The organism is Bradyrhizobium sp., assembly GCF_036735945.1.
Taxonomy (GTDB): Bacteria; Pseudomonadota; Alphaproteobacteria; order Rhizobiales; family Xanthobacteraceae; genus Bradyrhizobium.
The window spans coordinates 1-15048 of the sequence record NZ_DAINNI010000023.1; the positions used below are offsets into that span (position 1 = coordinate 1).

The 15048-nt window shown below is 63.8% G+C and carries 17 protein-coding genes; 13 read left to right on the forward strand and 4 right to left on the reverse strand.

Going from position 1 to position 15048, the window contains the following annotated elements; translation table 11 throughout:
• The 4 genes from V7E26_RS10800 to V7E26_RS10815 form a co-directional block, all read left to right on the forward strand.
• Positions 1-971, forward strand: a 971-nt coding sequence (locus V7E26_RS10800) for a thiamine pyrophosphate-dependent enzyme (RefSeq protein WP_324415576.1), incomplete at its 5' end; no start/stop codon positions are given.
• Positions 972-989: 18 nt separating this feature from the next.
• A complete protein-coding gene (gene hyi, locus V7E26_RS10805) occupies positions 990-1775 on the forward strand; it encodes a hydroxypyruvate isomerase (protein ID WP_324415578.1) in 786 nt (261 codons plus the stop codon).
• A gap of 33 nt (positions 1776-1808) precedes the next feature.
• A complete protein-coding gene (locus V7E26_RS10810; RefSeq protein ID WP_324415580.1) occupies positions 1809-2696 on the forward strand; it encodes a 2-hydroxy-3-oxopropionate reductase in 888 nt (295 codons plus the stop codon).
• A gap of 136 nt (positions 2697-2832) precedes the next feature.
• Complete coding sequence (locus tag V7E26_RS10815; protein WP_324415583.1) at positions 2833-3216, forward strand: DUF1236 domain-containing protein; 384 nt, start codon at positions 2833-2835, stop codon at positions 3214-3216.
• A gap of 58 nt (positions 3217-3274) precedes the next feature.
• Here V7E26_RS10815 and V7E26_RS10820 read toward each other — a convergent pair whose 3' ends face one another.
• The 3 genes from V7E26_RS10820 to V7E26_RS10830 form a co-directional block, all read right to left on the reverse strand.
• Entirely contained in the window at positions 3275-3628 is a 354-nt protein-coding gene (locus V7E26_RS10820; protein WP_324415585.1) for a VanZ family protein, read from the reverse strand.
• 133 nt (positions 3629-3761) lie between these two features.
• A complete protein-coding gene (locus V7E26_RS10825; protein WP_324415587.1) occupies positions 3762-4370 on the reverse strand; it encodes a thiamine pyrophosphate-dependent enzyme in 609 nt (202 codons plus the stop codon).
• An 8-nt stretch (positions 4371-4378) separates the two neighbouring features.
• Positions 4379-4933 carry a decarboxylase gene (locus tag V7E26_RS10830; protein ID WP_324415589.1) on the reverse strand — a complete coding sequence of 185 codons (555 nt, stop codon included), beginning with the start codon at positions 4931-4933 and terminating at the stop codon, positions 4379-4381.
• 178 nt (positions 4934-5111) lie between these two features.
• Here V7E26_RS10830 and V7E26_RS10835 point away from each other — a divergent pair, with 178 nt between their 5' ends.
• The 5 genes from V7E26_RS10835 to V7E26_RS10855 all read left to right on the forward strand — a co-directional run bounded on the left by V7E26_RS10835 (position 5112) and on the right by V7E26_RS10855 (position 9785).
• The gene (locus V7E26_RS10835) at positions 5112-6080 is read left to right on the forward strand and encodes a Bug family tripartite tricarboxylate transporter substrate binding protein (RefSeq protein WP_324415591.1); all 969 of its coding nucleotides are present in this window, start codon (positions 5112-5114) and stop codon (positions 6078-6080) included.
• A gap of 17 nt (positions 6081-6097) precedes the next feature.
• Positions 6098-6970 (forward strand): amidohydrolase family protein, encoded by an 873-nt coding sequence (locus V7E26_RS10840; protein WP_324415593.1) that lies wholly within the window; start codon positions 6098-6100, stop codon positions 6968-6970.
• A gap of 15 nt (positions 6971-6985) precedes the next feature.
• Positions 6986-8035 carry a hydroxyacid dehydrogenase gene (locus V7E26_RS10845; RefSeq protein ID WP_324415595.1) on the forward strand — a complete coding sequence of 350 codons (1050 nt, stop codon included), beginning with the start codon at positions 6986-6988 and terminating at the stop codon, positions 8033-8035.
• Between the two features lie 122 nt (positions 8036-8157).
• Positions 8158-8946 carry an alpha/beta fold hydrolase gene (locus V7E26_RS10850; protein WP_324415597.1) on the forward strand — a complete coding sequence of 263 codons (789 nt, stop codon included), beginning with the start codon at positions 8158-8160 and terminating at the stop codon, positions 8944-8946.
• A gap of 2 nt (positions 8947-8948) precedes the next feature.
• On the forward strand, positions 8949-9785 hold the full coding sequence (locus V7E26_RS10855; protein WP_324415599.1) for an SDR family NAD(P)-dependent oxidoreductase: 837 nt from the start codon (positions 8949-8951) through the stop codon (positions 9783-9785).
• A gap of 347 nt (positions 9786-10132) precedes the next feature.
• Here V7E26_RS10855 and V7E26_RS10860 read toward each other — a convergent pair whose 3' ends face one another.
• Positions 10133-10858: a TetR/AcrR family transcriptional regulator gene (locus V7E26_RS10860; RefSeq protein ID WP_324415601.1), complete on the reverse strand. Its 726-nt coding sequence runs from the start codon at positions 10856-10858 to the stop codon at positions 10133-10135.
• 102 nt (positions 10859-10960) lie between these two features.
• Between V7E26_RS10860 and V7E26_RS10865 the strand changes: the two genes are divergently transcribed.
• The 4 genes from V7E26_RS10865 (at position 10961) to V7E26_RS10880 (ending at position 15041) form a co-directional block, all read left to right on the forward strand.
• Positions 10961-12631 (forward strand): FAD-dependent monooxygenase, encoded by a 1671-nt coding sequence (locus tag V7E26_RS10865; protein WP_324415603.1) that lies wholly within the window; start codon positions 10961-10963, stop codon positions 12629-12631.
• Between the two features lie 51 nt (positions 12632-12682).
• Positions 12683-13612 (forward strand): Bug family tripartite tricarboxylate transporter substrate binding protein, encoded by a 930-nt coding sequence (locus tag V7E26_RS10870; protein WP_324415605.1) that lies wholly within the window; start codon positions 12683-12685, stop codon positions 13610-13612.
• Positions 13613-13688: 76 nt separating this feature from the next.
• Positions 13689-14714, forward strand: coding sequence for a histone deacetylase family protein (locus V7E26_RS10875; protein ID WP_324415607.1), 1026 nt, complete (start codon positions 13689-13691; stop codon positions 14712-14714).
• 105 nt (positions 14715-14819) lie between these two features.
• Entirely contained in the window at positions 14820-15041 is a 222-nt protein-coding gene (locus V7E26_RS10880) for a hypothetical protein (protein WP_324415609.1), read from the forward strand.
• Positions 15042-15048: the final 7 nt, after the last annotated feature.

A 15048-nucleotide genomic window follows, 5' to 3' on the forward strand; every position in this document is an offset into this window, starting at 1 on the left:
TCGGCAATCGCTGGGCCAACCGCCACACCGGTTCGATCGAGACCTACACCAAGGGGCGCACCTTCGTGCATGTCGATATCGAGCCGACGCAGATCGGGCGGGTCTTCAATCCCGATCTCGGCATCGTGTCGGATGCCAAGGCGGCGCTGGAATTGTTCGTCACCGTCGCGAAGGAATGGCGCAAGGCCGGCAGACTGAAGGAGCGGCAGGCGTGGCCGGCGGCGTGCCAGGACCGCAAACGCACTATGCTGCGCAAGAGCCATTACGATGACATGCCGATCAAGCCGCAGCGCGTCTATGAGGAGATGACCAAGGCGTTCGGTCGTGACACCTGCTATGTCAGCGTGATCGGCCTGTCGCAGATCGCCGGCGCGCAGTTTTTGGGCGTCTACAGCCCGCGCAACTGGATCAATGCAGGGCAGGCGGGTCCGCTGGGCTGGACGCTGCCGGCGGCGCTCGGGGTCCGCGCGGCCGATCCGAACCGCCAGATCGTCGCGCTGTCGGGCGACTACGACTTCCAGTTCCTGATCGAGGAGCTCGCGGTCGGCGCGCAGTTCAAGCTGCCCTACATCCACGTCGTCGTGAACAATTCCTATCTCGGGTTGATCCGCCAGGCGCAGCGCGGCTTCGACATGGACTACCATGTCCAGCTTTCCTTCGAGAACATCAACGCGCCGGAGATCGGGGTCTACGGCGTCGACCATGTCACGGTCGCCGAGGGGCTCGGCTGCAAGGCAATCCGCGTCACCGATCCGAACCTCACGCAGGCGGCGTTCGCCACCGCGCGCGAATGGATGGAAGAGTTCAAGGTGCCCGTCGTTGTCGAGTTCATTCTGGAGCGGGTCACCAACATCTCGATGGGGACCGAGATCGACAACATCATCGAATTCGAGGAGGTGCTCGATCTGCCGCTCGACGATACGCCGGTGCGGCCGAGCGTGCCGCAACACGGCAAGCTGCTGCCGGCCTGACGCTTAAGGAGAGTAATCGTGCCGAAATTTGCCGCCAATCTCACCATGCTGTTCGGCGAGGTGCCGTTCCTCGATCGCTTCGCCGCTGCCAAGGCCGCCGGATTCAACGGGGTCGAATATCTATTCCCCTATGATTTCGACAAGGCCGAGCTGCGCGAGCAGTTGCACCAGCATGGCCTGACCCAGGTATTGCACAATCTTCCCGCCGGGAATTGGGGCGCCGGCGATCGCGGCATCGCCATCCTGCCCGACCGGGTGGCGGAGTTTCGCGACGGCGTCGCGCGCGCGATCGATTACGCCAGGGCACTCGATTGCCGGCAGCTCAACTGCCTGGTCGGGATCGCCCCTGACGGCGCCGATCCGGCCGATCTCAATGAGACCCTGATCGGCAATCTGCGTTTCGCGACGGATGCGCTCGGCAAGGAGGGGATCAAGCTGCTGATCGAGCCGATCAACACGATCGACATTCCCGGCTTCTTCCTGAACAAGACCGCGCAGGCGCTGCAGCTGATCGCGGATGTGCGCTCGAGCAATCTGTTTGTGCAGTACGATATCTACCATATGCAGATCATGGAGGGCGACCTCGCGCGGACGCTGCAAAAACAGCTCTCCCGCATCGCCCATGTCCAGCTCGCCGACAACCCCGGCCGCAACGAGCCCGGCACCGGCGAGATCAACTATCCCTTCCTGTTCAGGCATCTCGACGCTATTGGTTATCGTGGCTGGATCGGGTGCGAGTACAAACCGCGGACGACGACGGTCGACGGTCTCGGCTGGCACGCCGCGCTGACGCTCGATACCTGACCAACAACCAAGAAACGAAAAGGGAGTCTGACAATGATCGATATCGGCTTTATCGGCTTGGGTACCATGGGACGCCCGATGGCGGGCCATCTGCAGGCCGCCGGCCACCGCCTGCTCCTGAACGATGTCGTGCCTATCGCACCGGAACTGGTCTCGGCCGGCGGGGTGGTCTGCAAGTCGGGCAAGGAGGTCGCTGAACAGGCCGATGTCGTCATCATCATGGTGCCGGATACGCCGCATGTCGAAGCTGTCCTGTTCGGGCCTGATGGCGTCGCGGAGGGGATATCGAAGGGCAAGATCGTCGTAGACATGAGCTCGATCTCGCCGCTCGCTACCAAGGAATTCGCCAGGAAGATCGAGGCCCGCGGCGCCGACTATCTCGATGCGCCGGTCTCCGGCGGTGAGGTCGGCGCCAAGGCGGCGAGCCTGACCATCATGGTCGGCGGGCCGGAGCGCGCCTTCAACACCATGAAGCCGGTGTTCGACAGGATGGGCAAGAACGTCACGCTCGTCGGCAACAATGGCGACGGGCAGACCACGAAGGTCGCCAACCAGATCATCGTGGCGCTGACGATCGAGGCGGTCGGCGAGGCGCTGCTTTTTGCCTCAAAGGCCGGCGCGGATCCGGCGCTGGTGCGCAAGGCGCTGATGGGCGGCTTTGCGTCGTCGCGCATTCTCGAGGTGCACGGCGAGCGCATGGTGAAGCGCAATTTCGAGCCGGGCTTCCGCATCGAGCTGCATCAGAAGGATCTCAATCTGGCGCTGGAGGGCGCGCGTGCGCTCGGCCTGTCGCTGCCGAGCACGGCACTTGCCCAGCAGTTGTTCTCATCCTGCGCCGCCCATGGCGGCAGGGCATGGGACCATTCGGGCATGGTGCGCGCGCTTGAAATGATGGCGAACCACGAGGTCGCAAAAGCCTAGCAACGATTTTGACTGCAACTCCCCGTGACTGGAACCCGCGTCGCAACACCGACGCGGGCTTTTTCCGTGGCAAGGCAACCGGAACCTCCCGCGCCTCCCGAAGTTGAGATGCATCATCAATTTACTGGAGGATGCAATGAACAAACGTTTGGCCGTTTCCGTGATTGCCGGCTCGCTGCTGATGTCGGGCGCGGCATTTGCGCAATCGACCACTGCTCAGGGGGCGGCGGAAGGCGCTGCGAGGGGCGGTGAGGCTGCGGGTCCGGTCGGCGCGATCGTCGGTGGCACGGTGGGTGCCGCGGTGGGCGCAGCCGTGGAAATTCCGAACGCGGTCATCAATGCGGTCCCGCGCGAACGTTCCGTTGTGGTTCGTGAGCGGATCGTCGTCGGCGAACCGTTGCCGCCGGCTGTCGAATTGCGCACCGTGCCCCGGCACACGGAATACCGCTACGCGGTCGTCAATGATCGTCGCGTGATCGTGGAGCCCAGCACGCGCAGGGTCATCCGGATTCTCGACTGACGCGATTTGGAGGTGGACTGATATTTCCTCGCGGGCGATCCCCGCGAGGATTTTTTTATTACGACGGCGATCGCTGCGCCCGCCTGACCATCCAGTCGAGCGCGGCGGCGGCTACAAGGCCGAGCGATGCCGCCAGCGCGTCGACCACGAAATCCGACAGCCGCGCGTGCCGGCCCGGCGCCGCGAACTGCAGGACTTCGATCAGGCCGGTGAAGGCGATGACGAGGGCGGCCGCAAGCGAACGGCCGCGCGTGTAGGCCAGCCCGAAGGCGAGCCCCAGCAGGACGAAGGCCAGCGCGTGCTCGCCGTTCTGTCCGATGTTTATGTGGGGCCGCCGTTGCGCGGGGCCGAGGGTTGCGAAGGCAATGGCCGCGGCAAGACCCCAGGCGACAATTCGAAGGAAGATCGTCATCGGAACGGCATAGCACACATTCCGTGCAACAAGTCCATGCGCGCGAACGACGCAATGTCTGTGGTTAAAATCGCCGTGGTTAATTGGAGCCCGCCATATCGGAGGCCCGGCGAGCGAGCCCGGTTGCCCGCTGTCAGAGCAGCTCCCTTACCCCCATACCGTGCATGAAGCGCTCCCGGATCTGCACGGGATCGCGGCGCGTGGTGCCGGTACCCGGCTTGTCATCGATGCGCACGCCGATCAGCGTTGGCCCCGCCGCCGACAGGGACTGCTCGATCAGGCGCTCAAAGTCCTCTTCGTCCGCCGCCCAGCTGCTGTTGGTCAGTCCGCTCGCGACAGAAATGGCGACGATGTCGGCCACGAACGCTGCCGGCGTCGGCTGCGCGCCGGTGATCTGGTAGATGCCATTGTCCATCACCACCATGGTGAGGTTCTTGGGCGCCAGCGTCGCGATCGTCGCGAGCGAGCCCAGTTGCATCAGCAGCGAGCCGTCACCCTCGAGCGCAAACACCCGCCGGTCGGGTTGCGCCAGCGCCACGCCGAGTGCGATCGGGAAGGCGAGGCCCATGCTGCCGAGCATGTAGAAATTCTGCGGCCGGTGGCCGGCGGCCCACAGGTCGAAATTGGTGTTGCCGATGCCGCCGATCACGGCTTCCTCGTTCTTCAACTTCGCGACCAGCCGCGAGGTGAGATCGAAACGATTCATGACCTTGGTGTTGCGGGCCGTATTGTCGTTGCTCATGAGATCGCTCACTTGTCGAAGGTCTTGCCGCCGGTCAAAAGCGGCGAGAGGATCAGTGCCACCGGCGCCTGCGTGGTGACGGCCTGCTTGATCGAGCGGTCGGCGATGAATTCGAGTTCGTCGAACCGGGTGATGGTGTGATGCTCCATCGCGAGCGAATCCAGCACCGGGCGCATGGTGCGGCAGACCAGCGACTGGCCGTAGTTGAATTCGCCGAGCGTGCCGCGCTCGGAGACGAACATGATGAGCGGGATCTGATAAGGGATCGCCAGCGACGCCAGCACGTTCGCGAGCGTGGCAAATCCCGATGTCTGCATCAGCACTGCGCTCCGCATGCCGCCCATCCAGGCGCCGGAGACGATGCCGACCGCTTCCTCCTCGCGCGCCGTGGCGAAGGTAGTGAAAAACGGGTCGGCGTGCAGATTCTTGATCAGCGGCGTCAGGACGCGGTCGGGCACATAGGGGACCAGGCGAATGTCGTTACGCTTGAGTGTCTGCAGCACCACGCCGTGCCAGCTCTTTTCGGAAACCCCTGGCGAGGTTTTCTCTTCTGCAACCGCCATTTCGGTCCCCTTTAACCCGCGACGATCTTTCGTTCGCGTTCATCGCTGGAGCGGCGAAACTTGACGTCATCGGTGGGATTGTCAACATGTCCCGACCGTATCCGGCTCTGCGTCTCGCGGCGCTACAATCGGCATGCGACGATGTGAGATAACAACAAAAACATCGGGAGGGGATGCCATGGGCAGGTGGTTCCGGATCGCTGCTGCAACTGTGTCCACGCTTGCGATGTGTGGCAGCGCCTTCGCCCAGGCGAATTTCCCGTCCAGGCCCGTGCATATTCTCGTACCCTATCCCGCCGGTGGTGGCGTCGATGTCCTGACGCGGACGCTCGGCGATGTCGTTTCCAGGAAATGGGGACAGTCGGTCGTGGTGGAGAACCGGCCGGGCGCCGGTGGCGTCATCGCCTCGCAGGCGGTCGCGACCGCTGCGCCAGACGGCTACACGCTGATCATGGTGGCGAGCGGCCATGCCACCAATCCGTTCCTGTATTCCAAGATCCCCTATGACACGTTCAAGGATTTCACGCCGGTGTCGCTGCTGGCGTCGTCACCCAACATCCTGCTGGTGCGAGCCGATTCTCCGTTCAGGACGGTGGCCGAGGTAATATCGGCGGCAAAGGCGAAGCCGGGAGGCCTGTCCTTTGCCCATGCCGGCAACGGAACGTCGACGCATCTTGCCGGCGAGTTGTTGAAGAACCTTGCGAAGATCGATCTCATCGCCATCCCATACAAAGGCGGCGCGCCCGCGATCAACGATCTGCTCGGCGGACAGGTGCCGATGTCGTTCAACAACGGCCCGGAATCGGTCGGGCAGTTGCAGGCCGGCACGCTTCGCGCGCTTGCGGTCACCACGGCCGAGCGCGCGCCATTCCTGCCCGATGTACCGAGCCTGTCGGAGACGGTGCCGGGCTATGACACCGGCGTCTGGTGGGGCCTGCTCGGACCGGCCGGCTTGCCATCCGATGTGCTGGCCAGGCTCTCGCAGGATTTTGTCGCGGCTTTGAATACAGACTCCGTCAAGGAGCGGCTGGCCAGGCTCGGCGCCAAGCCGATCGGCAGCACGCCGCAGCAGTTCGACGCCCAAATTCGTGCCGACTACGAGAAATGGGGGCCGATCATCAAGGCCGCCGGAATGAAAGCGGAATAACCGGGGTGACGTCTCCCATGATTCCTGCCTGCCTGCCGCCCCGCGAGGTCAGCCGCCCGCGCGTGCCGTTGCCATCCGGCGCCTGCGATACCCATGCGCATGTGTTCGGACCGGCGGATCGTTTTCCCTATGCCGACGATCGCAGCTATACGCCGCCGGATGGGCCGCTGGAAAAATATCTCGGCATGCTCGATGCGATCGGCTTTGCGCGCGGCGTGCTGGTGCAGGGCAGCGCGCATGGCCGCGACAACTCGGCGATGCTCGATGCATTGAGGCGCCAGCCGGACGTCGCGGTGGCTGATGCCAATGTGTCGCCACGCGACCTGCGGGCGTGGCATGCGCTCGGCGTCCGCGGCTTGCGCTTCAACCACTTCTTTCGCGGCGGACAGTTGCATTATCGCGGCGGCGTTCCGCTGAGCGAGGCCGAGAGACTAGCGCCTCTGATGGCCGAACTCGGCTGGCATCTGCAATTGTGGATCGACGTCAAGGATCTGCCGCAGACGATCCCGCAATTGAAATCGCTGCGGCTGCCGATCGTGATCGACCATATGGGCCGCACCGATGCCCGTGCCGGCACCGGCACCGAAGGCTTCCAGAGTCTGCTGCGCTGTGTCGGCGAAGGCTGGTGCTGGGCCAAGCTGTCGGGCGCGCATCGCCTTAGTCAGGCCGCGCCTGATTATCCCGACGCGCAGCCGTTTCACGAGGCGCTGGTGAAGGCCAATCCGGAGCGGCTGGTTTGGGGCGGTGACTGGCCGCATCCCCGCGTCGAGGGCGAAATGCCCGACGCCGGGCATCTGCTCGAGTTGTTTCAGGCGTGGACGCCTGATAAGGCGACGCAGCAGCGCATCCTCGTCGCCAACCCCGCCAGGCTTTACGATTTCCCGAACTGAGAGTTGCCAGGAAAAATGACCGTCAACAACAAGCGCGTGTTCTACGTCAAATATCTCGCCCACGATATCTATCTCGATATCATCAGGAAGCGCGCCGACGTGCGGCTCGACCGGCTTGAGAACGATAGCCCTGACGCCGTCGCGGCACCGATCCTGTCGGCGGCGCACGCCTACCAGGTAGGTGCTGCGCGCGACGAGATCGCGTCGCACTTCCATGTCCATCAGGACCTGTTGCGGCGGGCGCCGAACCTCCTGATCGTCTCCTCGAACGGCGCGGGCTTTGACCCCGTCGACGTCGATGCCTGCACGGCGGCCGGCGTGCTCGTCGTCAACCAGACCGGCGGCAACGCCAACTCCGTGGCCGAGCATGCGCTCGGGATGATGCTGACGCTGTCGAAGCGCATCCTCGAAGCCGACCGTGCGCTGCGGCGCGAGGCCAATGTCAACCGCAATGCGCTGATCGGCAACGAGCTCCAGGGCAAGACCGTCGGCATCGTCGGGATCGGCAATGTCGGCCGCCGCATCGCCGAGCTCTGCAAGGGGCTGTTGCGCATGAACGTCATTGCCTACGATCCCTATCTGACCGCGGAAGAAATCGCCGCCCGCGGTGGTGAGAAAGTAGAGCTGCACGATCTGATGCGCCGTGCGGACTTCGTCTCGATTTCCTGTCCGCTGACCAAGGACAATCGCCGCATGATCGGCGCGCGCGAATTCGCGCTGATGCCGCCGCATGCCTTCTTTGTCACTACCGCGCGCGGCTTCATTCACGACGAGGAGGCGCTGTATGAGGTGCTGCGCGACAAGCGCATTGCCGGCGCCGGGCTCGACGTCTGGGACAAGGAGCCGCCGCCGCCTGAGCATCCGCTGCTGCAGTTCGACAGCGTGCTGGCAAGCCCGCATACGGCCGGCGTCACCAAGGAAGCGCGGATCAACATGGGCAGGATCGCCGCCGAGCAGATTCTCGATGCGCTCGACGGCAAGCGCCCGCCGCGCATCGTCAATCCCGAGGTGTGGCCGGAATATGTGAAGCGTTTCGAACGCACCTTCGGTTTCGCGCCGAAATAGGCCGTCGGCAGCCGCGAGAGACGAATGGCGATGGCAGAGCCGGCAGACCGCTTTTACGAGTCGCAGGGGCTGCGGCTGCACTATGTCGACTGGGGCAATGTATCGGCGCCGCCCTTATCCTGGTGCACGGCGGGCTCGACCATTGCCGCAACTGGGATGCGATTGCGCGCGAGTTGCAGCCGCATTTCCACGTCATCGCGCCGGATCTGCGCGGCCATGGCGATTCCGAATGGGCGAAGGGCAGCAGCTACAGCCTGACCGACAATGTCTACGATCTCATCCGCCTGATGCGCCTTGCCGAGTTGCCGGACGTAGCGATAGTCGGCCACTCCATGGGCGGCATGGTCGCATTGGCTTGTGCGGGCACCTATCCGGAAAAAGCGTCGCGCCTTGTCGTGCTGGATGGCGCGTTTCTCTCCAGCTCGGAGCCCGCGCCGATCGCCGAGCAGATGACGCGCTGGATCGACCAGCTCGACCGCATCTCGGAACATCGGGAGAGCACGTTCGGGACGATCGAGGAGGCGGCAAAGCGGCTCGCCACGCGCAACAAGCGCCTGACCGAGGCGCAGGCGCTTCATCTTGCCAGCCATGGCATCCGCAAAGGCGACGACGGCCTCTATCGCTGGAAGTTCGACCATTACCAGCGGGCGAGGGCGCCATACCGGCTGTCGCCGCAGGATTATGCCGGCCTGTGGTCGCGCATCACTTGTCCAACGCTGCTGATGTGGGGCGACGAAAGCTTTCTGCCCGATCCGGAGGCCGCCGGCCTGCTCGCGTATTTCAAGGGAGCGCAGATCGAGAAGATCGCAGGCGCCGGCCACTGGCTGCATCATGACCGGCTCGACCTGGTACTGGCGTCGCTGCGACGGTTTCTCGATGTGACGCCATCAGCTCAAAACGCGGTGAGGTGAAAATGTCCGACAAGATACAATATGTCCGCCAGCTCAGCCCGGAGTCCGCCGGCGAAGCGCCGGGGCGCGGCCGCCTGCAGGGCCGCAGGATACTGGTGGTCGGCGGCGGGCAGCAGACGTTCGATGCCGCCACCGATCCGGTCGGCAACGGCCGCGCCATGTCGCTGCTGTTCGCGCGGGAAGGCGCCCATGTCGCGGTTGCCGACAGGAACCTGATGAGCGCCGATGACACCATGCAGCGCATCGTCGGCGAGGGCGGCAAGGCGTTTTCGATCCAGGCCGACATCGCGCGTGAGCAAGACGTACGCCGCATGGTCGGCGAGGCGGTCGAGGGCCTTGGCGGCATCGACGGCATGGTGCTCAATGTCGGCATCGGGCTTGGCAAGCTCGGCCTCGGCAGCGTCGACCTGAAGGAATGGAACGACACGTTCGCGGTCAACCTGACCGGACCGATGCTGTGCTGCCGCGAGGCGCTCAAGCACATAGCCGACGGCGGCTCGGTCGTGTTCATCTCGTCGATCGCAGCGCTCCGCACCGGTTCGCGGCTGATCGCCTATGATGCCTCGAAGGCCGCGCTATCGGGCCTGATGCGCAATGTCGCCAAGGAAGGCGCAAGGCGCGGCATCCGCGCCAACACCATCTGTCCGGGCCTGGTCGATACGCCGCTCGGCCGCCATGCCAGCGCCGGCCGCCCGTCACGTACCGCCTCCGGCATCCCGTTCGGGCGGATGGCGACAGGCTGGGAAGTCGCCTACGCGGCGCTGTTTTTCATTTCCGACGAGAGCGTCTACGTTAACGCCCAGACGCTCGCGGTCGACAGCGGGATTACCGGGCTTTGAGGACAGGAACCGGCGGAGAAAATCTCATTCGCGGCCGACCTGACCGAGGCAATAAATCCACTGCCGGTTGGCCTCAGGACGAAGCGCGCATTGCTATTTTTGCTGATATCTCGACTAGTTAGCGGCTAGGGACCATTTTCCCTGTGCGCCCTTGCCCCCGGCGCACATGGAAGACGAAGAAATGCGACAGGTTCGTTCCTTGCTGAGCAACGCGTCCTCCCGGATCGGACGCCGGCTGTCCCAAATCGTGGCCATCGCGGCCGCCAGCCTGCCGTCCGCCGGGGCGTAGTTAATCCTTCCCGACTGAGGTGTGAATGTCGTCGCGCCGCGCGATTGATCGGCGTTCGTCAGGCATCTTGTGACAGGTTGCGTTTGAACAGGCGGACGAGTTCCGTCGCCATCGCGTCGTCGTCGCCCGGTGGGTATCGGCCGGTCGGCTGCGGGTGAAACACCATTCGTTGCTGAAGTAGCGCATAGGCTGCCCGCGTACCCAGATCGATCCGTTTGTCGAGGTCGGCAGGTCCGCCCTTCGTCTTCTGGCGAACGATCGCGGCGATACGATCCGACGCATGGCGGATCGTTGCTGCACCCCGCTCGTAGATTTCGTTGTCGCCGAGCAGGTAGGCCGGACGTATCAGGTTCCGATAACGCGTGTAGTACCTCGCCAGGTTGCGAAAGATCATGAAGATCGAGTCGTCGAGCGACAGATCCGCATGACGCTCGACGCGCATGGTCTCGTCGATCTGCGCCAACTGCCGATTATGAATTGATTCATGCAGGGCGACCAGAATGCTGGTCTTGTCCTTGAAGCGCGCATAGATCGAGGCGGGGACACAACCGGCCCGCGCGGCGATGTCGGGGATCGTAATCTCCTCATATGCGCGTCCGTCGAGCAGCGTTTCAAGCGCCTGGATGATGTCCTGCAGCCGCTTTTCGCTCCGCGCCTGCTTCGGCGCATTGACGCGCTCCAGCTTCACGATTCCCACGAGATCATGCGCTTTGGGTGACGCCTTCGCTTTGCCGGCGCGTGGTGGGGGCACGAATCGATCCTCTGTATCCCGCTGAAGCGACATCCATATCCCATCCGCACGATACAGGGAATCAACAGCCTTGACAAAAAGTAGAATATGATTCTAATTCATAAATAACAAGATCAATCAGGGAGGAGACGAGCGATGGCGCGTGGAGGCGCAGAGGTACAGCCTGTCGTAATCGTGGGCGCAGGGCCGGTCGGCCTGGGTGCCGCGCTTGAACTCGCTCGCTGCGGGCTGCGATCGATCCTGATCGAGCGAAACGAGCGGACGAGCTGGCACCCGAAGACGCGAAACTTCAACACCCGCACGATGGAGATCGCGCGCGGGTGGGGGCGCGAGATTTACGACGAACTGCGCCAGCTTGATTTGCCGCCGAACTGGAAGACTCCGATCCGTTTCATGGAGTCGGTGGTCGGCAAGCAGACCGGCCACATCGACTCGCGGGGCTTCGCCGGGGCGGGGCCTGATCTCAGCCCGGTAAGCTCGGTGCTGTCATCGCAGGATATGATCGAGCCGGTGATGCTGCGGGAGATCAAGCGCACCGGCATGGTCGATTTGCGCTTCGGTCACGAACTTGTCGAGATTATCAGCGGTCACGAAGACGATGCCCGTTCGGTCGAGATCAAGGCCCGCAACAAGGCCAGTGGCGAACTATACGATCTCGTTACGCCCGCGCTGGTCGCTGCCGATGGCGCGGCGAGCTTCGTACGCGACTTCCTGCAGGTGCCGCTCGACGGTCCGAAGAAGGTCGCCCATTTCATCAACTGCTACTTTCGCGCAGATATCGAGAAGCATGTCGGCGATCACACGGGCATCCTGCTGTTCTTCTCGAACAAGAATGCCACCGGCGTGTTTCAGCCGCTGGATGCCAAGGGACGCTGGCTCACCCAGCTTCAGGTGCCGGAAGAGGAGTGGTCGACCGAGATCTACACGGCGGAGCGCTGCGCCGAGCGGATCAGGGCCGGCGCGGGTGTACCGGACCTGAAGGTCGAAGTGCTCTCGATCGGGAAGTGGCAGATGAACGCGGTCGTCGGCCGTAGCCTGATCGCCGGACGCATTCTGCTGACGGGCGACGCCGCGCATATGTTTCCGCCGACCGGAGGGCTTGGGGCCAATACCGGCGTGCAAGGCATGCACAACGCCATCTGGAAGCTCGCACTGTTCTTGAAAGGCAAGGCCGGGCGCAGATTGCTGCAGACCTACGAGACCGAGCGGCGACCGGTCGCGCGCTGGGTCGCCGATCAGTCCTATCACAACCGGCAACAGGTCAATAAGCTCGGCGTTATTTCCCGCGGCGAAGCGCCGGCGGATGGAATGGGATCAAAGGAGATTCTGCAGGCAACCCGGCGCTACGGCAATCACATCGGCCTGGAGCTCGGAACCATCTACGCCTCCGAGGCGGTGATCCCGGACGGCAGCGCGCCACCGGAAGTCGAAGACGCCTACACGGATTATGTTCCATCAGGTCATCCCGGCGCGCGCGCCCCGCACGTCTGGCTCGATCGAGACGGAGAACGGCTGTCAACCATCGACCTCGTCGGCCCCGAATTCTCGCTGATCGTGGGATCGAAGGGCCGCGATTGGCAACGGATCGTCTCTGATGTCGGCGAGACGACGGGGCTTGCCCTGCAATGCCATGTCATCGGCGAGAAGCTGGTCGACGTCGAGGGGACATTCAGCAGCCGGTTTGGTGTCGGCGACACCGGCGCCGTTCTGGTGCGGCCCGACGGCTTCATTGCTTGGCGTGCGCAGCAGCTTGCGCCGGGCGCGGCGACCGATCTCCGGAATGCGCTCGCCAGCATTCTTTCGTGAAGCATCGAATAGGGGCTGTCCGTGGTTCGCACACTTGTTACCGCTCTGATCATGCTTTTCGGAATTTTGCCGTTTCAAACCGGCAATGCCGCCTATCCCGAACGATCGATCCGGCTGGTCGTGGCGTTTCCGCCCGGTGGCTCGATCGACGTGGTTGCGCGGATTCTTGCAGAAAAATTGCGCGCCAGCATGGGGCAGCCGATCGTGGTCGAGAACCGTGCAGGGGCTGCAGGCAATATCGGCGCGCAATCGGTCGCAACCGCCGCGCCTGACGGATACACGGTGCTGATGACGACGTCGGCGATGGCGATCAATCCGTGGATGTCGCCGACCAGCCTTGATCCGGCCAAGGATCTCCTTAGCGTCACGCGGGTCGCGCTTTCGCCTTACGTACTGGTGGTGCGGTCCACATTGCCGGTCAAGTCGCTCGAAGAATTCGTCGCCCTTGCGAAAGCTGAACCAGGCAAACTCACCTGTTCGACCTACGGCGTCGGATCACCGCCGCATCTGGCGATTGAACTGTTCAAGCGGGCGGCGGGGATCGACTTCGTCCATGCGCCATATCGCGGCTTCGGCCAGGCGCTTCCCGACCTGATGGCGGGGCTTCTATCCTGCGCGATGGAGACGCCGGCGAACATCGAGCAACATGTCCGGGCGGGCACGGTGAGGCCGATTGCGGTCACGAGCCCTGCCGCGCTTGACATGTTTCCAGGCGCGAAGCCCTTGGCCTCCATCTATCCCGACGTGGCGGTCGAGGGCTGGCAGGGCGTCTTCGTGCCGGCCGGAACGCCTCAGCCGATTGTCGACCGCATCAATGCGGATTTCGTCAAGGCCATCAGGGATCCCGAGGTTGTCAAGCGGCTGCGCGAAATCGGCTTCGACCCGGTGGGCGATAGCAGCGAGCAGGCGACAAGCGTCTTCCGGCGTGACTACGAGCGTTTCGGGACGATCATTCGCGAACTGAAATTGAAGGCCGAGTAGACAATACGCTTGCCATTGTTGGCGTTTCCGAGCATGCCAATGGTCAGGATTGCTCGTTCCAGCGCCGGGTGCCCGCGTGAAGGCCGTCTACACCGAACTGCATCGCAGCCACGATCCGCAATTCTTCCTGGTGCGCGGCGTGATCAAGCGCACCACCGAGCAGCCCGAACGCGCTGACCGCTTGCTGGCGGGACTGAAGGCCGGCCATCACGGGCTTATCGAGCCCACCATGTTCGGCCAGGGTCCGCGGGCGCGCGTCCACAGCGCCGAGTATCTGCGTTTCATGGAGGAAGCCTGGGTCGCCTGGATCGCGCTCGGCGATTCCGGTGCGGAGATGATCGCCAACATCCATCCCGTTCGCTACGGCGCGACCTATCCAACCCATATTGTCGGCCGCCTCGGCTGGCACACGGCGGATACCGCGGCGCCGATCAGTGAGGGCACTTACGCGGCCGCCTGTGCCGCCACCGATGTCGCGACGACGGCGGCGCAACTCGTCATGGACGGCGAAGACGCGGCCTATGCGCTGTGCCGGCCGCCCGGCCATCATGCTTTTGCCGACATGTCGGGCGGCTTTTGCTTCTTCAACAACAGCGCGGTCGCAGCCGCGCACCTGCGGCTGAGGCATGAGCGCGTGGCCATTCTCGATGTCGACGTGCATCACGGCAACGGCACGCAGGGCATCTTCTACGAACGGCCGGACGTTCTCACGGTGTCGATCCACGCCGATCCGGTCTTCTTCTATCCCTACGTCTGGGGATATGCGCATGAACGCGGCGCGGGCCCAGGCCTCGGCGCCAACCTCAACATCCCGCTGCCGAAGGGCACCGGAGACAACGACTACATCAAGGCGATGGCGGACGCCGAGAAAACAATCCGCGCCTTTGCGCCCGGCGCGCTGGTGGTGGCGCTCGGTCTCGATGCCTCCGGGCACGACCCGCTCGCCGGCCTTGCCGTGACCACGGCCGGCTTCCGGCGCATCGGCGCGGCGATCGCGCGGCTCGGCCTTCCGACCGTCTTCGTGCAGGAGGGGGGATATCTCTCCGATATACTCGGCGCCAATCTCACCGCTGTGCTCGGCGGCTTCGAGGAGGCGCGCTGATTGGCGCGCGTGCCGTGCCTGCTTTCAGGTGTGGCACGATGTCCTCTCGGTCCGATCCTGGGTTTGATGTACGCTGGCGCAACACGATGCAGAGGAGAGATCGCAATGCTCCATGCTTTGCTGGCTCTCATATCGCCGCTCTGGAATCACACCGCTGCGCAAGACGGAGCCGCAGATACATCCGTCGCGCGGCTTCTCGTGGTCCTCGCCGCAACCCTGTGCGCCGTACTGGCAATCCTCCTCGTCGATCTGCACCAGGATGAATTGCGAGCGCTCGGCCTTGTCGGCGGCACCGAGCCGATCAACCCTAACTTGATGAGCCCTTGAGCAGGGC